The sequence below is a fragment of the Methylotenera sp. genome (genome assembly GCF_029946165.1).
Taxonomy (GTDB): domain Bacteria; phylum Pseudomonadota; class Gammaproteobacteria; order Burkholderiales; family Methylophilaceae; genus Methylotenera.
This window is the reverse complement of record NZ_JAQSDZ010000020.1, coordinates 1-18,754: the sequence shown is the minus strand read 5'-3', so window position 1 is coordinate 18,754 and position 18,754 is coordinate 1. Positions and strand designations below refer to the sequence as shown.

Genomic DNA, 18,754 nt, shown 5'->3' with positions numbered 1-18,754 from the left:
CTTTGCTTTTGATTGAATCTTTCTATTAGCTGTAGTAACTAAAAAAAATTTAAATGGTTCCAGTGTACCTCTTAACAACCATAGAGGTTGTTAAGAGGTTTGTTTTTCTAATTACTTCTATACTTTTCTTTCTCAACCTATTACTTCGTTACTTTTCCATTATTCATTAATCTCTTTCATCTGTCTTTTTTTCTAAAACAGTTGCCATCTCTAGATGTTTTTTAAGGGTGGGCAGCGTTTTGGCAGCAAAGGCTTTAATCTCAGAATCGTCTGATTTCTCAGAAGCTTTCGAAAATTCATCAATGGCTGATTTATGGGCATCTACACCGACCTTTTCTGCATAAGATTCATCGAAATCAGTGCCCTTATGAGTTTGTAACATTTTAATAGAGGTCATTTGAAGCAGACTAGGTTTAGTAGGAAGCTCCACGCCCTTCTTCGTTGCTATCGCTTGAAGTTCTTTCGCAGCTTTTTGATGGTCTTCAATGATATGTTGCGCGAAGTCCTTAACTTCTTGACTGCTAGATCTACTCAAAGCAAGCTTGCTTGCCTCAATCTCGTAGTGACCTGATTGAGCCGCATTTTTCATAAAACTCTTATCATTCCCGCTCACATTGTCTGCGAGTACATTAGTGTTAAATAATGCAGAACTTACAAATAACAATCCAACTGCTACAAAACTAGGTTTGAATTTAGACATATAAATTACTCCTTTTGGAAAATGGATTATCTATTAATGCTTAATAGATGCATCAACATTTGACCATATGCGCAATCCCAAGCTAAACCCTAAAATCTCTTATAAATCTGTAAGAAACTTCTTACAGTAGTGATTATTCCGAGATTTAGTTATAAGAGTTAATTCTTACTTGAAACCAAACTTAAACTATTATGAGAAATTAAAGTCCTTCAAATACTTTCTTTGTTAACTCGTTCGTGATTATCATTAAAATTAATCTTCTACGTTGATTCGCTAATTCATAGCTTCTTAGTCTACGCAATTCAAGTGGTGATAAGTACATGACTTTCTGGCGGATTTGATACGTTGTGAGCGTATCAAAATTTCTAATTGATGATGTACTTTTGGCATTTTCGGGGTTGAAATAGCATGGATCAATAGTTTTTTTATAGTTAATAGAGCATACCTCAGTAATAAACTTGCTACTTGCCGATTTCATTGCATGAAGTATCTCGTTCATATAATCCCCTATATTGAAGCCAAGATTATTATAAAAACTAGATTAAGTTGAAGTCTGTACTGTAACTAACATATCATCAAAAACATTGATAATTACATTGATAAATATTGTAGTTATTGTGAGGGGATTTAAAAGCTCTGTTAATGAGAAAAGTTTTTACTTAGATTTTAGTTCTTTTTTCCATAACATTAATTTTTCATCAAATGATAAGCTGGCATGAGCAGGGCTGGTAGAGGGCAGGCGTACATAACTAATGGAGGATTTTAGATTTTTTAATACAAACCGTGTGTAACTCTTTTCAGCAAATGCACCATTGAAGCAAACTTTCTGAATGCGAGGATACTTGTTGAAAAGCTCATAGAAATCATTTACTTGCATGGTTTTTAATATAATGTCATAGTCTAAACTCCCTTGGCGTTCACAAGACTTTAATACATCCCAAAGCGCAATATTATTCAATCTCAACATCGCTATCTTTTCTTCATAATTGTTCAAGCTATGTTGTGGAAATATTTTATTTAAAATTTTCCAAAAAGCATTTTGTTTATGGGCATAGTATTCACCAGCTTGCAGCGATTGAATGCCAGGCATGCTTCCCAAAATGATGATTTCTGACTCTTCATCGACAATAGGCTCAAAACCTTTTATCTGCTCACTCATACTTATCCTTTCTAGTTATATCAGAATATTCTGACTTAGGACTAAGCCTTTCTCTGATAACCATTTAGCCTAAACGCCTATATTCTTTTTAGAGATTCAATAAAATAACTCGAGCCCATCAAAATATGCTTAATTTGCTAAAAGAAACCCTATTTCTAAATATCCCTTTATCTGAATGGTTAGTTTTTATTTGCCTTACCATCATTTATTTTCTTCTAATTATCGCCGCTTGGAAATTTACTCTTGATAAAGCCATAGCAATATCTCTGAAAACTTCTAACAAATTTGATGACTTGTTGGTGGAAGTTCTAAAGGCCACGAATAAATTAACCTTAGGTTTTTTTGCAATTTTACTCGGAATTAGAGTATTAGACTTTCCCGAAAAGTGGTCAGATAGACTAGATAGCCTAACGGTAGTTATGGTTGGTATTCAACTCACTTTGTGGTTAACAAAGTGTATTGGCATTTGGACAAATATGCGCTTAACCACTCATGATGGTGAGCAACCCAACCCTATCATTACAGCCATGTTATCTTGGATTTTTAAAGCGTTCATTTGGTCAGTATTGCTTTTAACGATTATGGCTAGTATGGGGATAAATATTACGGCCTTTGTCGCTAGCCTAGGAATTGGTGGCATTGCGATTGCACTCGCGGTACAGAATATTTTAAGTGATTTATTTGCGTCTTTAGCAATTGGCCTTGATAAACCTTTCGTGATTGGAGATTTTATAGTTTTTAATAACGTAGCAGGCAATATAGAGAGAGTTGGATTAAAAACTACCCATATTAGAAGCATTGAAGGCGAGCAAATTGTTTGTAGCAATATGGAGCTTCTTAAAAATACTATCCATAACTATAAGCGTATGTCACAACGAAGAGTTCTATTTAAATTAAGTTTAAGTTACTCAACGTCGGTGGAAAAGCTAGAGATGATTCCTATGGTCATTAAAACCATCATAGAAAAAATTGATCACACTCGGTTTGATAGAGCACATTTTAAAAGTTTCTCAGAACTAAGTTTGGATTACGAAGTAGTCTATTTCATAGATACTAATGATTTCGGTCTTTACATGGACATACAACAATCAATTAATTTAGCCATTATGAAAGTTCTTAAAAACTTAGAGGTGGAATTTGCACTACCATATCTTGCAGGGAATAATATAAAGGTACAAATGTCAAATACTGAGGTTTAAGAAATTTATGAGGTAATAATTTATGCTTGATAATGAACATACGATTAATGAACTTAATGACTTAATTCTAGTAATGATGGACGGCGAAGAAGGCTTTTACAAATCGGCTGAAATTACAACCGACCCTAAGATTAAAAGCTTTCTTTATCACAGGTCTGAAGAAACTACTGATAACATCCTCGAATTACAATCTTTAGTTAAAGATTTAGGTGGTGCTCCTGCAGCAGCTACCTCAATTGGTGGCTATCTTTATCAAAAATGGATCGATCTTAAAATTGTCATCTTAAGTAATGACAGGCGAGCCATATTAGAGGAGCTATTTAAAGAAGGTGAACGCGCTGAGAGCGCTTATCTTGATGCCATTGAAAAAGACTTGTCACCTCAAGCAGTACTCATTGTATTGCGTCACCTCAGTCATATTGATAATAATCAGAAACAAATCCGTGAGTTAATGAACGCGCTTGATAAGGATTTGTAAAAGCGCAGACTTAATCTAATATCAATTGAAAAAGCAGAGCGCCTAACTATTTAGTTAATCGCTCTGCTTTGATTTGCTATATTGATATTAAATTGTCTTAAAAAAGCCTCGTGAATCAATGTTTGGTTGATGCAGCTTCTAAGGCTTTTTGTTTCAACATCTCCAAATCAATATTACCTTCTGGATCCATTAACTCAGCCGTAAGCTCTTCTTTAAGCATTTTTAGTCTCATGCCTAAGTCATCTAAATCAACTTTTGTTTTACGCATTTTAGGAAACATTTCAGTTTCTTCTTCCTCAACGTGATGATTAATATACTCACCCAATACAGTCACTTTTGCGTCATACATTTCATCGTCTGGGCTCAGAGACTGAATTTGGGCAATTAACTCTTTGGCACTATCATGTTCCACAATTGCTTCATTCATTAAGTCATCATCATTGATTTGTTTACGCGCTTCTTGATAGAAAATTTCTTCTTCAATTTGCGCATGTACCATTAACTCAGCACAAATTTGATTAGCAGTATCAACTTTTGAATCATCATCTTTTTTAGCTAATTTTTCGAATTCTTTGAAAAGTTTTTTAACTTTTTGATGATCCTGTTCAAGCAGTGTAATTGCATTTTCATTAGCATCTTTTTTTCTTGATACATTTTGGCTAGCAGACTTACTTGTTACAGATTTAGAGGTAACTTGCATTTCGGGCTCCTTAACACTTTAATTTAACAATTTAATTTAGGTGGCACTCCCCATCTCTGCATCCATCTCAAGCTTATTTAAGCTTAATGTCGATATAGAATTTAGTGAGTGAAATATTATTTACGTAGTCCTAAGTCTTGTTTCAAAGTCTTGCTATAAAAAAAGGGGTGACAAGAAACTAGGGGGAACTTGCCACCCATGAAAACCACAGAAGTTGTCCAGTGCGCTAAGCGGTCAATTGATAACTTCCATGGATTAACACTATTTATGGCTGCCACTTTTAGCCCCTGAACTTTTACTGTCAGAGACCTGTGATTTTTTGCTGTCTTTATCCGAATATTTTTGCGTACTACTACGTGAACTAGAAGACTTGGTGTTTTTTTCATCTTTTGAATCTGATTTACTACCTTGTGCTGTTGCCATGATTAAAACCTTTCAAATGATTTAATTGCGAATGGTTATTTAAAGCTTATTTAGGCTTCGTAAAAATAAGAAATTTCTGATTCTTGTGTAGGCGGTAGCCTAAAAAGACAATTCTCTATGGAGTTAACTAATCCCATTAATAAAGAAATCTGTAAATTCCTACGTCATTATCAGAAATTATCGGATGATTTTTTTAGGGGCTAAAAGTTAAATTTGTGAACGCGCCGATAAAAATTGGCCTTTTTAAAAAAATATGGAGAATCAAAATGAGCATTGTTACGGGTTTATTTACAGATAAAGAAAGCGCTGAACAAGCTTATCGTTCAGCTTCACAGTCAGGCTACAGTTCAAATGAAATCAATGTGATTATGTCGGAAGAAACCAAAGAAAGGTATTACGGCAAACATGCGACACTGGAAACTGAGGTCGGTAATAAAGCAGCGGAGGGTGGCGCAATTGGTGCTGCTTTAGGCGGTACAGTTGGCGCTATCGCCGCTGCAGTCGCTGCCGTAGGTACTGTTATTGCCTTACCTGGCTTAGGCCTTGTAGTAGCAGGGCCACTTGCTGCGGCCGTTGCTGGTGCAGGCGCGGGTGGTGTTACTGCGGGTATTGTGGGTGCATTAATCGGTTGGGGAATTCCAGAAGATCGACTTGAAGAATACAAAAGTGGATTAGAAGAAGGTGGAATTGTGATTGGAGTAAAACCTCGTTCTGATGATGACGCTAGACGCTTTGAAACTGAGTGGGCTGCCAATAGAGGTCAGGGCATTAACTTTTAAATATCATTAACAAAAATCCTCCAGTTGGAGGATTTTTCTTAATTAGATTTATTCTCTATTAAAGTCCTTATACGGACTAAGTGATTAAACCTAATGCGTTCATGATAAGTTTCAAGAACACCGTCACAATCAATAAAGCCAATACACTCACGCCCCAAATCAGTATTAGCCAAGCAATGCGTTTTATCCAGCGTGGCTTTTTCTCAGATTCAATCATATCAATTCATTAATGATAATGATCATCAGCCGAAACTTTGCCCCTAAATACATAATAACTCCATGCCGTATACAATAGAATTAGCGGGATAATGATGACTGCTCCAACTAAAGCAAAACTCTGGCTTTGAGGTGGAGAGGAGGCCATATAGAGTGATATATCAGGTGGAATGATATTCGGCCAAATGCTGATGCCTAGCCCTAAATATCCCAGAAATACTAATAAAAGCGCATATATAAATGGACTCACATGGGCTTTTTCAGTCAAAGCTTTTTGTAGTTTGTAAAAGATGCATGCTACTAACAGCGGTATAGGTGATAACCACAGCATATTGGGCATAGTAAACCAGCGCTCTGCGATGGCTTGATTAAATAATGGAGTCCAAACACTCACTGCCAGAATAAACGCCAACAGTAAAAACGCCAGTATACGGGCTAAATAATAACTCTTAGCTTGTAATTCGCCCGATGTTTTCATGATAATCCAAGTAACCCCTAGCAGCGAATATGTGACTAATAATCCTAAACCAGTAAAAATAGAGAACGGCGTAATCCAGTCTAACTGCCCCCCAGCAAATTGATTATCTACTACCTTAATCCCTTGCAGATAGGCGCCTAAGATCACCCCTTGGAAAAATGTTGCCGCGAAAGAGCCCACTATAAAAGACTTATCCCAGAAATGACGTTCATGCTCAAGCGCTTTAAAACGAAACTCAAATGCGACTCCACGTAAAATCAAAGCCAGTAGCATTGAAATTACAGGCAAATAAAACGCACTTAAAATGACAGAGTAAGCTAGTGGAAATGCAGCCAATAGACCCGCACCGCCAAGTACGAGCCATGTTTCATTGCCATCCCACACCGGGGCGATAGTATTCATCATCACATCCCGATCTTCTTTTATATTAAAAAATGGATATAGGATTCCGATACCAAGATCGAAGCCGTCCATCATCACGTACATCATGATGCCAAATAAGATAATGATTGCCCAAATCAGAGGAAGGTCAATATGCATTTAATTGCCTTTATTTGTCATCCTCACTGGGAGTTGAATGCGGAGGATGAAACTCTGGAGCAACAATGAAATCCTCTGTTGTCCCCTTGTTTATCGAAAGTGGGTCGCCACTTAAAATCTCGCCGGGTTGCGGACCAATTTTAAGTAGACGAATCATATAGATAACCCCTACGCCAAATACTGCAAAGTACACCAATACAAATGCTGCCAAGGTCATGCTTACTTCACTGGTGGTATGTTTAGTTACAGCATCTGCAGTGCGCATTAATCCATATACAATCCATGGCTGCCGCCCAATCTCAGTGGTAAACCATCCCGCAAGTATCGTCACAAGACCTGTCGGGCCCATCAGTAAAGCAAAACGTAAAAACATTTTGTCATCATATAAGCGCTGTTTCCAGCGTGCCCAAACTGAAAATAGCGCTAGAAAAATCATGAGCATACCAAACCCAACCATGACGCGGAAAGTCCAAAAAACAATAGTAGAATTTGGTCGATCTGCCTTGGGGAACTCCTTAAGGGCTGGCACTTGCGCATCCCATGAGTGGCGTAATATTAGGCTGCCTAAGTGAGGCACTGAAACTTCAAAATGATTCTTTTCCAGATCCATATCTGGCCAACCAAACAAAATTAATGGTGTTGCTTGACCCGGGACATTCTCCCAGTGACCCTCTATAGCTGCAATTTTAGCGGGTTGATATTTCAAGGTATTTAGACCATGAAAATCTCCCACCACGGCCTGTAGGGGCGCAACTATCAGTATCATCCACATGCCCATGGATAACATTTTTTTTATAAGCGGATTGCGCTTATCTTTTAATAAATGCCAAGCAGCTGTTGAAACCACAATCAATGCAGTTGCCAAATAGGCAGCTAACACCATATGCACTAATCTATAAGGAAAGGACGGATTGAATATAATAGCAAGCCAATCAGTAGGAATGACTTTTCCATTAATAATTTCAAAGCCTTGCGGCGTATGCATCCAACTGTTGGAAGCCAGAATCCAAGTGGCAGAAATTAAGGTACCGACCGCAACCACGCAAGTAGCGGCAAAATGTAAATGTGGACCTACTCTTTTCCAACCAAATAACATCACACCTAAAAAACCAGCCTCAAGAAAAAATGCGGTCAATACTTCATAGGCTAATAATGGCCCTGTTACGCTACCTGCGAAAGTCGAGAAACCTGCCCAGTTCGTCCCAAATTGATAGGCCATTACCAAGCCAGATACCACACCCATACCGAAACAAAGCGAAAATATTTTCACCCAAAAGTGGTAAAGATCAAGGTATAAAGACTGTTTTGTTAACAACCATTTGGCTTCTAACACAGCTAAAAAACTGGCTAGTCCAATGGTAATGGCGGGGAAAATAATGTGAAAAGAGATGGTAAAACCAAATTGAATTCGAGCTAAATTAAATGCTAAGTCTACAGAGGACTCAGACATTGCAGAACTCAGGCAAGGCTAGCTTAAGCTTAATAAGTATTGGCATTTTCATAATGCAAGATACTCATTATATGATATGAATATCCGTCAAATTCCTTGTTTTGCGAATTGGTCACCAGAAACAATTATAGTATAGTTTTCGACTAATAATTTCGGCATTTCTAGCTTAAATTGTGCCTTTCCCACAACGTATGCTTCATTAATATCATCAGCAATCACTGAGTTTCTCCATATGGGCTTGGTATCGGTTTTTTTGTATTTTTCCCATACATTTACATAAAATAACGCCATTGCTATATCCCTTTCCGAACATAAAGTTTACGGTTTAAGACCACCAACCTCGACCTCCGCGATGCGCCAATAATCCTGCGGGTTGCCTACAAATCCATCCTGCTCAGCAAGCAAGTACGCAGTTACTTCGATTAATCTTTGTTTCTCTGCTGTGTAAAACCAAACCCCTGGTTCGCAATTAAAGTCCTCAATTGGCGCATTGCCATGGTTAGATCTTTCTGATTTATTAAATGTAGAATCCTGATGTAAATCCATTTCAACTCTCCTTCTAATTAACTCCACAAGAAATACCTAGGAAAGTACTCTAAGTTAACTTAGTAGTTAAACACTTTCTGAGTTAAGTTTAACTAAGTCATTATCTATTTTTTCTTAAAAGCTAATAGAAGCAAAAGCTGATTTGATTGTAGGATTCATCTGATAGCGATTAACATTTATGGCTGGCTCAAGTGCTAAGCCAATAAAAGCTAATGGGTGGAATATTAATATGGTTGTCAGTAATATTAATTACTTCAGCACTATAAATATCGGTGATTGAATCATATTGAAAAAACCCTCGTTTGCGGAGGTCAGAAACGTCCAGCTGTTGAGCATTAGTATCGAAATTGCAAATGACCAAAACTCGTGAATACTGATTTCTCACATCAAATCTTGAGAAAACAAATAAATGCGGGTTATTAACTTGTAATAATTCTCGATTATTATGATCAGCAAACGCTGACACTTCCTTCCGTACAGCAATCATTTTCTTTAACGATTTGAAAATTCGGTTTTCTACAGTGCCTTGAACATTCCTCAGCTCCGCCTTATTCCAGTTCATATAGGGTCTGTGTACCCATCGGCTGTCTGATTTTTTATCATCATCAAGCAAGTAAGACTGGTCATTGAGAACCCCAAGTGCATCGCCATAATAGATTAATGGAATGCCGCCAAATGCCATGATGACACTATGTAATAAATCGATGGTTTTAATACTGGCTTCAAGCGCCACTTTATCGCCACTATCTAAAGCAACTCCTAGTCCAGATAAAGAGGCCATTGATCCAGCGATTCTAGCGTCACCATTTTTTTTATTGATACCAAACGCCACACCTCTTGCAGGAGAGCCTTCATGTTCACCCGTGAAATACTTTACTAAAAAGTTACGATGTGACTTGGGGTCATATCCCGCCATACGAATGTCATTGTCATCAAATCCTAAACCAATATCGTCATGGCATCTGGCGTAATTTAGCCACGTGGCTCTTTCTAGCTTTGCAGGAATATTTTTAATGCCTAAATTTAACAAATTCGCTTTTTTAGTCGCTACTGCATCCCATAGCAAGGCCATTAAGGTCGCGTTATAGGCAATTTCACACTCTTTGGCATTGATGGCATCTTCACCAAAGTATTTAATGACTTCCACAGGGGCAACAATTGCTTCTGCAATAAAAAGTACTCCAGGAGCGGACACTTGGCAGCAGTCTTTCATCAACTGTAAAATTAGATGAGCTTCTCGCTCATTTTGACTGGTACTGCCAATTTTCTTCCATAAGAATGCTACTGCATCTAAACGAATAATATCGGCGCCACGATTAGCCCAAAATAAAATGATATCAATCATTTCGATTAATACTTCTGGGTTTTTATAATTTAAGTCCCATTGAAAATCATTAAAAACGGTCATGACCCATTTTTGCATTTCCTCATCCCAAGTAAAGTTTCCAGGTGAAGTTTCAGGAAAAATTTCTGGCATGGTCTCTTCATATAAATCGGGCATTTTCCGATCATCATATATATGATAATAATTTTGATATTTAAGGTCACCCGAACGCGCTTTCGTAGCCCATTCATGCGTGTTAGAAGTATGGTTAACAACTACATCCAAAGTTAACAATATATCTCTGCTTTTTAAATTTTTAATCAGACTATCGAGATCTTTTAAATTGCCTACCTCGGCATTTATTTTCTTAAAATCTCTAACAGCATAACCACCATCACTTTTGCCTTTTGGACAATCAAGGATTGGCATTACATGCAGCATATTGATGCCTAAGTCTTGCATGTAATGTAATTTTTTTTGTAAAGTTTTTAAGTTGCCCGAGAACTCTTTACAGTAAAGTGCATAGCCAACCCATTTTTGACTTAAGAACCAGTCATGATCTTTTTCACGGGTTAAATCTAGCTTTCTGAGGGCTTTTGATCTTGTGATATAAGATTGAATTAAGGTTTTAACTAAGGAGCTTAATTGGATATCAAAATCTTTACGCTCACCATATAATTGCTGAAATAAGGTGTAGATAGCGTAAAAGTTAGAACCTAGCCGTATATAAAAATGCTGTAGATTTTTTTCTTTTATGTCTGGTGCTAGCTCAATAAGAATGTCATTTAATTTTGAGTGCGAAATTTGCTCATACATGCGTTGGCTCCATAATGGTGGTACTAATTTAAAGCGGGTTGAAGCTCATTGTGATAATTGGCAATGCCTTCTAGAATACCTGCTGCATAAGATTTTTCGGCAAAATATATTCTAGCTTGATTTTTTAGCACCTCAAGTTCAGGGCTATGATTGCCAACTACAATTGCCAGCGTATCACCAGCTAACATCTCAATATCATTGCCCGAGTCGCCTGCCACGATAAACTTATCTAAAGGTAAATCCCATTTATAAGCTAAATACCGAATAGCATGCCCTTTAGAAGCTCGCACTGGCAACACATCTAAAAGCTCATCATGAGAGTAAACCAGGTTGCAATGAAGTTTTAGAGTATGTAAGTAGCTATACAGTTCTGCTATCGATGGAAACGCATCAGGTTTAGCAAAGTAGCTGAGTTTGAATTCACGCTGAGTGTTTGCAGGCTGTAATTTCATGCCGGGAAATTGAGCTAAAGCCTCAGCGATTGCATCCCTGCGCCATAGATGTTTAATATGGGTAGACCAACCTTCATCCCTAAGCTGATTACTTCCATAATAAATTTCAGTGCCTACCGAGGTAATCATTAAGTCTGGAATAGGCAATTGGTTTCTTTTTAAAATATCAATTGTGCTACTAATGGTTCTGCCCGTTGCAACTCCAAAGGCTAATTTACCTTTGCGCTCAGCAATCCAATTTTCTAGTTGAATCAAAGCTGATTTGTCACCGAGTAAAGTGTTATCAATATCACTAATTAATGCAGCTTTAACACGCGTTAAATTAGGCGAAACGTTCTCTATATTGGCGTTAATCACATACTGTCGTCGAATTTTCTTTTTATCTCTATTCAAAACGCCTTGTATTTCTTTGATATATTTTTTCACATGGGAGTCCCAGCTATAGTAACGTTTAACCCCAGTTAGGCCATTTTTTGCCCATTGTCGCCAACGTGAACTATCCTCAAGCATATAGATGAGCGTGGAAGCTATTTCGCATTGATTTAAAGTGTTGACTAGAACACCATTGCGACAATTCCCTACAATATCTCTAGGGCCGCCGTCGTCAGGTGCTGCAATAGGTAACCCGCTTGCGGCAGCTTCTATAAGTGTTAAACCAAAGGGTTCTGTAAATGCGGAGTTTATTAACACGCCTTTTCTTTTTGCTACAAGTCGATAGATTTCCGGAATACAATCTTGCGCAATAGATTTAGGTACTGCAACTTTGCCCCATAAGTCATAAAGATCTATATCTAATAATAAATCCGTCATTACTTTTTTCTGTGCATCCTCTAGCGCTCTAATATTTTCACGCGGGCCCGCAATGATAAGAAGGTTGGCCATTTCTTGTAATTTAGAGTTACTTCCATATGCAGCAATTAGACCAGAAATATTTTTTCTTAACTCAGCTCTGCAAATGTTTAAGATAAGCGGTTTTTCTGGATCGTCTAAGTACTTGTCTACGTGTTGTTGTGATTCTGAAGTAATTTTTTTCCGACTTGGAGGAGAGAATTTTGAGGTGTTAATGCCTGGCGGAATCACGCTAAATCTAGCTTGATGAAAATTGGTATATTGCTTATATTGCTCGTCAATTTCTTGGCGCGTACTCGTGATAATTAAAGATGCATGTTGAATCACATCTTCCTCTACTGCTATGCGATGCTGTAAATTAAATTGTTTTTCAATGGTATGGATTTTTCGCCCACTTGCCAATAAACGCTGTCGTTTTGAAATGCCTAAAGAGTGACCCGTATGAATTTGTGGAATACCTAATAACAAAGAAAGCTGTTGCCCCACGTATCCAGCATCTGCGTAATGCGAGTGGATTAAATTTGGAAGGCGGTTTTGTTGCTTTAAATAATGCAAACATTTATCTACTATTTGATTAAGATGTGGCCACAGAAGCTCCTTGCGTAAGTATCTTTTAGGGCCACAAGACAATCTAATAATTCTAGCGCCATGTCCTAAATCTTCTTCCGCTTCTGAATAGTCTAAACAAACATCATCGTCTTCAATTAGCCTTGTTAATAAATCTACTTTTTCAACATTTTTATTACGCACCAAATGCTTGGTTAACTCAACGACATAAGTTGTTTGACCTCCTGTATCTGCATCTTTCCCTAATTCTAAATTATTGCCGCGGATTAAACCGTGCATACTAATCATTAATATATACATCAGTGACTATGTTTTTCCTTCATGAGTATAAGTGCCAAGCAAATAAATAGGGTTTGTAAAAATCCAAAGATTCAGGGACAGCTCCTTGAATTTCGCATATAGCAGAAGCAAATTGATTTGCACGTGCTTGAGTAAGCTGCATATCCCAATGATTCATATATCCCAAAATAATCACCGCAGAAAACGCATCACCAGCGCCAACAGTATCGCGCGCAGATAGCAAAGTTTTGTAGGGGGGGGTGAGCTGCAATTCATGATTTAAAATACTCCAACTGCCGTTTTCTCCCGAGGTGATCAGCAAGTGCTCCACTTTAAAATGGCTCACCAAGTTTTTTCCCATTAAATGTAGATCTGCACTTTGTAAGCCAAACATTTGGCAAACTTCCTCGAGTTCTTCCTCATTGAGTTTTACAATATTGGCTTGTTGTAATGATTGATTAATGGTGTGCTCGTTATACCAAGGCTGTCTTAAGTTAAGGTCGAGAAACTTTTTTGCGCTCTCATTCCTTGCGAGTAAATCATCTAAAGCGGTCGATGATTGAGGGCATCTTTGAGCGAGTGAGCCAAAATATATAATTTCTGATTTTTTTGATGTGCCTTCTTCAGGAACATAATCAATAAAATCATAGGCTTGGTGAGCAAGAATTTCATATTCGGGAATACCGTTGTTGAGTGTCACCTTGACTTGACCCGTAGGAGATCGCAAATCCCTTTGGATTCCTGAAGTCTCTAACCCTCTAATTTCCATTTCACTCAACACATCATTAGCTAATGAGTCAGTGCCAATTCGGCTAATTAAAAATGGATTTAAACCAAAAGCATGAAGATGCCTTGCCACATTAAATGGAGCGCCACCAAGCAAACTGTATTCGGGATAGACATCCGCTAATATTTCCCCGAATACAGTCACTCTTTTATTATAAGTAGGATTATTTGGTTCAAATATCAAAAGTATTCCTAACTAAAAATATTACAAATTTAATGATTTTGTAAACTTTTTTACATTTTATTTTTTGCGATTGCAACTTTACAAGCAAAAATTTTATTAAAAATTATCTATTGAATGATGACAAGATTAGCTAAAACTGGCTAGGAACTAAGGCCTAAATCCGTGTAGGACTCCTCTTACTTGATCAGCTAAGTGCTTGATTATATTGCTGAGTAAACTCCTACGAGAATATAGGAAATTGTCTTATTAGTTAATTTTAGGCACTACTGCATAATCCAATTCTATACCTTATGGTATTTATTTTGTTTTTTTATATCTCTTAGATAAAGGAATTAATGATGAATAAACTCTTAAAACATTTGTTAACGATTGTGCTAGCTTTCAATACATATGCAGTATTTGCAGCAACAACGCCAGAAAATTCCGATGACGGAAGCGCTATCGGTACTGCAGCCTCTCCACAAGTTAAAACACAAGGAGACCGCACAGATAAAGGTTCGGTAGACGTTAATCAAGGTGGGACCGAGAATGATGCTAGTAACTTAGGTAATGCTGATTCACCGCAACATAAAAAACAAATGGAACGTACTAACAAAACTAAAAGTGATTCCAAAAATCACCATCAGAAAAATAAAGTTCAAAGAAGTAATGAGGCCAATCATGGCACTACTGATGGAAATAAAGTTCAACCCAGTGAGCCAGAACAAGCCACACCTGTGGCTAAATAAATAGCCGTGTTGGAAATAAATCATGCAGGCAACGACTGCCGTTTCCAGCATGATTACTGATATTTCTACCTTATAAATAATTCTTAACTGCTAGCGTTTTTGTTTTATTCATTAAGTCTAACTGGGTTAATCTTTACTCAGCTAAGTCCTACAATAAAATCAGCTAATACCTATAAGACAGTTTTTCAATAAAACTCACAATTAAGTTAAGTCCTCTTTGCTTAGAGGATATACATTGATTTGATATTACATTGGAGAAACATGATGAATAAAGACACCCTACAAGGCGATTGGAAACAGTTAACAGGAAAAATTAAACAAAAGTGGGGCAAACTCACAGATGACGACATGACACAAGCAGAAGGCAATAGAGAGTATCTGGTTGGCAAACTTCAAGAGCATTATGGTTTAACCAAAGATATGGCTAAACAAAATCTTAAAGATATTGGTTACGGCGATTAAATGTGAAGTTTTGTTCGAAAAATACCTAATTTAATCTTAATAATTAGGTCGTTAATAACTTTTAGGTCTGATTGAATTAATTTAATCAGACCTAAAATTTTTCCACATTGATCCATCACTCAAAATCATCAATCATTTTTTTAGGTAAGGAGCTTAGTATGAATTCTAGTGAATATGATCCTCCAGAAGGCATTAACCCACCTCAAAAACAAGATAAACAGCCTGGTGTAGAAGCTGAAATGCACCCTCTTCCCCAATATATAGATCCTACTTATCGTGGTAGTGGCAAGTTAGCGGGTAAAGTAGCTGTAATCACTGGTGGTGATAGCGGTATAGGCAGGGCAATCGCGATTCATTTTGCCGTCGAAGGCGCAAATGTAGTGATTAATTTTCTTTCTGATGATGAGCTAGAAGATGCAGATAAAACCATTGCGCTTATACAAAGCCAAGGTGTTAACGGAATTGCTATACAAGGTGATGTGAGTGATGAATCGTTTTGTTTAGATTTAGTAGACAAGACAATTAAACACTACGGAAAAATCGATATTATTGTCAATAATGCGGCAGTACAATTTCCTCATGAAAGTATTGAAGATATTGATCAGCTACAACTTGAAAAAACTTTCAAAGTAAATGTTTTTTCAATGTTTTATTTAGTTAAAGCTGCTCTACGCTATCTAAAGGCTGGCTGTCGTATTATTAATACCACTTCAATTACCGCTTATAAAGGTAACTCAAGCCTTCTCGACTATTCATCAACCAAAGGCGCAATAGTCTCTTTTACTCGCTCACTTGCAGAGCAATTAGCGGAGAGAAAAATTAATGTGAATGCGGTAGCACCTGGACCAATCTGGACACCATTGATACCAGCTTCTTTTTCTGAGGAGAAGGTAGCGAAATTTGGTAAAGATGTTTTATTAAAACGTCCAGGACAACCCAGTGAAGTGGCGCCTGCATTCGTGTTCTTAGCCTCAAATGATTCCTCTTATATTACTGGCCAAGTGATTCATCCTAACGGAGGCACCGTGGTAAACGGATAAACTAAAAATCAATTTCTTTTATTGAAATATTGCAGGGTGAGGAAAAGACTTCAAAGATAACTTCACTTCAAAGATAACTTCACTTCAAAGATAACTTCACTTCAAAGATAACTTCAAGGTTAACGCAGTTCACTCACTCTTCTTTTTTAAGAATTAAAGCAAAGAATAATATAAAAAGTAAGACTAAAAATAGTAAACCCACAAATATATAAACGCCTTCCCAGCCTAAAAAAAACATCATGATTCTCCTTTATTTTGGGCAAATTAAGAATACTTTAGGTATTAGCCAATAATCTGCTAGTTTTCGAATGCTTAAACCTTGTCAAATTATTTACATAATTATTTAATTTCTTTGGCTACCAACACGAGTGTGGTTAGTCTTATTTTAGTGTAAGAAATCCTTTAAAAACAATATCAAGTTAGTGAACGTCTGACTAAACTTTATACTTGTATCCACCAAAATACTATACTTTTGTAATTTTATTCTACGAGAGTTAATTGAAAGTTTTCTTACATTAATATCATCGCAATGCCGACATTAGCAATAAATTTTCCGACTAAAATGGATACATCAAATTTGGATTCTTAGATGAACTTCAAGTTAGCTTAATTCAGCTAAGAAACAAAATTAATCTTCGCTAATTTATATTCCCAACATTTAAGGAGTAAAAATAATGCAAACCCCACTTTTAATGATGACTATTATTTTACTAAGTTCAAATGCTTTGGCTGAAACTTCAGAAATGAAGAACCCCATGCCCCCATGTGACGCTGTAGCTCTTAGAAATAAACTGCCATGCAATACAGATATCCAAAGCATAAAAGAGCCACCAACTACACTAGATGATAGTAAGGGTGTCATCACTCCTCCAGAAATACCTTCTGAGGACTTACCTAATACCTCTAACTCTCCCAATCAAGATATTCTTGATGATTCGACTCTAAAAAATAATCAAAAAACAAGGTAGGTTATGTTGATTATTAATTTTTTATATTTTTGAAAGGATTTCAAAATGAATACTAAAAACTTAGCAGTGATTACATTGTCGGTTGCGTTTACTTTAGGCTTATCAGCTTGTGATAAACCTGAGGCTTATGACGAAGCTGGTAATAAAGTGGACCAGAGCTCCCAAAGAATTGGAGATAGAATGGGTGACCAAGCAACAGAAGCAGATACAGCAATTACGGATGCAACTCTTACTACTAAAGTGAAAACTGATCTTCTTACTGAGGCGGGTTTAAAAAGCTCTGATATTTCGGTTAATACCTTAGACGGAGTTGTGACTCTAACAGGCACAACGGATACGCAAGAAAATAGTGATAGAGCCAAGCAAATAGCTTCAGAAGTGACAGGTGTGAAAAATGTGCTTAATCAACTCACTTTGAAACCTTAGCATTGAAGTATTAATATATCACTGAAGGATAAGCGTGAATTGATAGGATAGATTGTTTGATAGGATTAGTGAGTTAAAATTTCATCAGATACTGATGATTGAGTGCATAGCAAATGATGTCGAAGTTAGTTTTAAAATGCATCTTCTTTAGTATTCTGCAACGAAAAGAGCTTACAGTTTTATCTGATACATTTAAATCATTGGCTATATGAGAAAGCGATTTACCATTTGCCAGTTTTAAAAAAATCTGTAATTCACGCTTAGTTAATATTGTAATCAGACTTTCAATATTGGCTATAGATTTTATCTTTTTACCTAAAGCGCTCGGCTCAATAAAATTTTGACCTTTAGAGAGAGCATTTATCCCGTCGAGTATAAATTGCGTATCACATTCCTTAGAGATGTAGCCATTACAACCTATGTCTATAAAGTGTTTTGCATAGTGATAATTGTTACTGCCATTTATTATTAGTACTGGGGTCTGAGGATTGTTCTTTTTGATGTCCACTAAAGACTCTAATCCGTTCTTTGTAGGCTCTGAAATATCAAGCACTATAACGTCAATTGGACTATCTTTTGAATTACCCTTCAGAGCATTAACCCATTCAGTTACATTATTAATGCTCTCAGAAACGTACATGTCTTTCTCTGAGTTGATTAATTTGCATAGCAATAATTTTACGAAATTAAAACCATCAATCAGTAATATATTTTTCATATCAGTTAAATTCCAAAAATGATTTAACTTAATATTATTAAATCCAAGACATGAAAAATATAAGAGAAGTCTTATTTTAATGTAAGTCATTTACTTACATAAGTATTTGAAATTATTAAATTCAATAATTGAGGGCGGTAGTTTCCACAAAACTATTAATTACCAACAAACAGCTGGAGTTGATATGTTTCATTAATCTAAAAAGACACGGCAACCATTAAGGCTGCCGTGTTTGTCGTCTTAATAACTTTAAAATCTCAATTGGTATTTAAACCACTGATATTTAAACCTATGTAAGATCCGACGATTAAAGAATATCTAACTTTCCATTTTGTGGCGATGAGTAATTATCTGGTTTATGTGTAGGATTTTCTTTAAAAAGCTTTTTTAAGCGTTTTAGATAAAAAATAAGCTACTAATATTAAACAAACTAAGAGCCTGTAAAAAAATCTGTGTAAATGATATTTTACCAATGACCTTCAAAGGA

20 protein-coding genes and 1 pseudogene are annotated in these 18,754 nt (G+C 36.6%); 8 read left to right on the top strand and 13 right to left on the bottom strand.

Annotated features, from left to right (window positions below):
• Nucleotides 1-166: 166 nt before the first annotated feature.
• Both PSV17_RS10650 and PSV17_RS10645 read right to left on the bottom strand, forming a co-directional pair.
• Nucleotides 167-700, bottom strand: a complete 534-nt coding sequence (locus tag PSV17_RS10650; protein ID WP_300482416.1) for a DUF4142 domain-containing protein — start codon at nt 698-700, stop codon at nt 167-169.
• Between the two features lie 655 nt (nt 701-1,355).
• Nucleotides 1,356-1,859 (bottom strand): DNA-deoxyinosine glycosylase, encoded by a 504-nt coding sequence (locus tag PSV17_RS10645; RefSeq protein WP_300482414.1) that lies wholly within the window; start codon nt 1,857-1,859, stop codon nt 1,356-1,358.
• Between the two features lie 125 nt (nt 1,860-1,984).
• Between PSV17_RS10645 and PSV17_RS10640 the strand changes: the two genes are divergently transcribed.
• Complete coding sequence (locus tag PSV17_RS10640; protein ID WP_300482411.1) at nt 1,985-3,058, top strand: mechanosensitive ion channel family protein; 1,074 nt, start codon at nt 1,985-1,987, stop codon at nt 3,056-3,058.
• 22 nt (nt 3,059-3,080) lie between these two features.
• The gene (locus PSV17_RS10635; RefSeq protein WP_300482408.1) at nt 3,081-3,536 is read left to right on the top strand and encodes a PA2169 family four-helix-bundle protein; all 456 of its coding nucleotides are present in this window, start codon (nt 3,081-3,083) and stop codon (nt 3,534-3,536) included.
• A 115-nt stretch (nt 3,537-3,651) separates the two neighbouring features.
• Here the strand turns inward: PSV17_RS10635 and PSV17_RS10630 are convergent, their stop codons facing one another.
• On the bottom strand, nt 3,652-4,236 hold the full coding sequence (locus PSV17_RS10630; protein WP_300482405.1) for a hemerythrin domain-containing protein: 585 nt from the start codon (nt 4,234-4,236) through the stop codon (nt 3,652-3,654).
• Between the two features lie 261 nt (nt 4,237-4,497).
• Nucleotides 4,498-4,659, bottom strand: coding sequence for a hypothetical protein (locus PSV17_RS10625; RefSeq protein WP_300482404.1), 162 nt, complete (start codon nt 4,657-4,659; stop codon nt 4,498-4,500).
• A gap of 266 nt (nt 4,660-4,925) precedes the next feature.
• On the opposite strand from PSV17_RS10625, the gene PSV17_RS10620 reads away from it, so the two are divergent.
• Nucleotides 4,926-5,438, top strand: coding sequence for a hypothetical protein (locus PSV17_RS10620; RefSeq protein ID WP_300482401.1), 513 nt, complete (start codon nt 4,926-4,928; stop codon nt 5,436-5,438).
• 76 nt (nt 5,439-5,514) lie between these two features.
• On the opposite strand, the gene PSV17_RS10615 is transcribed toward PSV17_RS10620, so the two are convergent.
• The 8 genes from PSV17_RS10615 to PSV17_RS10580 form a co-directional block, all read right to left on the bottom strand.
• On the bottom strand, nt 5,515-5,655 hold the full coding sequence (locus PSV17_RS10615; protein ID WP_300482398.1) for a DUF2474 domain-containing protein: 141 nt from the start codon (nt 5,653-5,655) through the stop codon (nt 5,515-5,517).
• Between the two features lie 9 nt (nt 5,656-5,664).
• Entirely contained in the window at nt 5,665-6,672 is a 1,008-nt protein-coding gene (gene cydB, locus PSV17_RS10610) for a cytochrome d ubiquinol oxidase subunit II (RefSeq protein WP_300482397.1), read from the bottom strand.
• A gap of 10 nt (nt 6,673-6,682) precedes the next feature.
• A complete protein-coding gene (locus PSV17_RS10605; RefSeq protein WP_300482395.1) occupies nt 6,683-8,122 on the bottom strand; it encodes a cytochrome ubiquinol oxidase subunit I in 1,440 nt (479 codons plus the stop codon).
• Between the two features lie 87 nt (nt 8,123-8,209).
• Entirely contained in the window at nt 8,210-8,413 is a 204-nt protein-coding gene (locus PSV17_RS10600) for a hypothetical protein (RefSeq protein WP_300482393.1), read from the bottom strand.
• A 27-nt stretch (nt 8,414-8,440) separates the two neighbouring features.
• A complete protein-coding gene (locus PSV17_RS10595; RefSeq protein WP_300482391.1) occupies nt 8,441-8,668 on the bottom strand; it encodes a DUF2934 domain-containing protein in 228 nt (75 codons plus the stop codon).
• A 187-nt stretch (nt 8,669-8,855) separates the two neighbouring features.
• Complete coding sequence (locus tag PSV17_RS10590; protein WP_300482390.1) at nt 8,856-10,808, bottom strand: amylosucrase; 1,953 nt, start codon at nt 10,806-10,808, stop codon at nt 8,856-8,858.
• A gap of 23 nt (nt 10,809-10,831) precedes the next feature.
• A complete protein-coding gene (locus tag PSV17_RS10585; RefSeq protein ID WP_366910590.1) occupies nt 10,832-12,964 on the bottom strand; it encodes an HAD-IIB family hydrolase in 2,133 nt (710 codons plus the stop codon).
• Between the two features lie 31 nt (nt 12,965-12,995).
• Nucleotides 12,996-13,925 (bottom strand): carbohydrate kinase, encoded by a 930-nt coding sequence (locus PSV17_RS10580; protein WP_300482385.1) that lies wholly within the window; start codon nt 13,923-13,925, stop codon nt 12,996-12,998.
• A gap of 338 nt (nt 13,926-14,263) precedes the next feature.
• On the opposite strand from PSV17_RS10580, the gene PSV17_RS10575 reads away from it, so the two are divergent.
• The 5 genes and pseudogenes from PSV17_RS10575 to PSV17_RS10555 all read left to right on the top strand — a co-directional run bounded on the left by PSV17_RS10575 (nt 14,264) and on the right by PSV17_RS10555 (nt 17,549).
• Nucleotides 14,264-14,653 (top strand): hypothetical protein, encoded by a 390-nt coding sequence (locus PSV17_RS10575; RefSeq protein WP_300482382.1) that lies wholly within the window; start codon nt 14,264-14,266, stop codon nt 14,651-14,653.
• Nucleotides 14,654-14,917: 264 nt separating this feature from the next.
• Nucleotides 14,918-15,144, top strand: a pseudogene (locus PSV17_RS10570) (CsbD family protein).
• Between the two features lie 129 nt (nt 15,145-15,273).
• Nucleotides 15,274-16,155 carry an SDR family oxidoreductase gene (locus PSV17_RS10565; RefSeq protein WP_300482379.1) on the top strand — a complete coding sequence of 294 codons (882 nt, stop codon included), beginning with the start codon at nt 15,274-15,276 and terminating at the stop codon, nt 16,153-16,155.
• Between the two features lie 674 nt (nt 16,156-16,829).
• Nucleotides 16,830-17,123 carry a hypothetical protein gene (locus PSV17_RS10560; protein ID WP_300482377.1) on the top strand — a complete coding sequence of 98 codons (294 nt, stop codon included), beginning with the start codon at nt 16,830-16,832 and terminating at the stop codon, nt 17,121-17,123.
• 45 nt (nt 17,124-17,168) lie between these two features.
• Complete coding sequence (locus tag PSV17_RS10555) at nt 17,169-17,549, top strand: BON domain-containing protein (RefSeq protein ID WP_300482374.1); 381 nt, start codon at nt 17,169-17,171, stop codon at nt 17,547-17,549.
• Nucleotides 17,550-17,622: 73 nt separating this feature from the next.
• Here the strand turns inward: PSV17_RS10555 and PSV17_RS10550 are convergent, their stop codons facing one another.
• Nucleotides 17,623-18,267: a response regulator transcription factor gene (locus PSV17_RS10550; protein ID WP_300482372.1), complete on the bottom strand. Its 645-nt coding sequence runs from the start codon at nt 18,265-18,267 to the stop codon at nt 17,623-17,625.
• Nucleotides 18,268-18,754 lie beyond the last annotated feature (487 nt).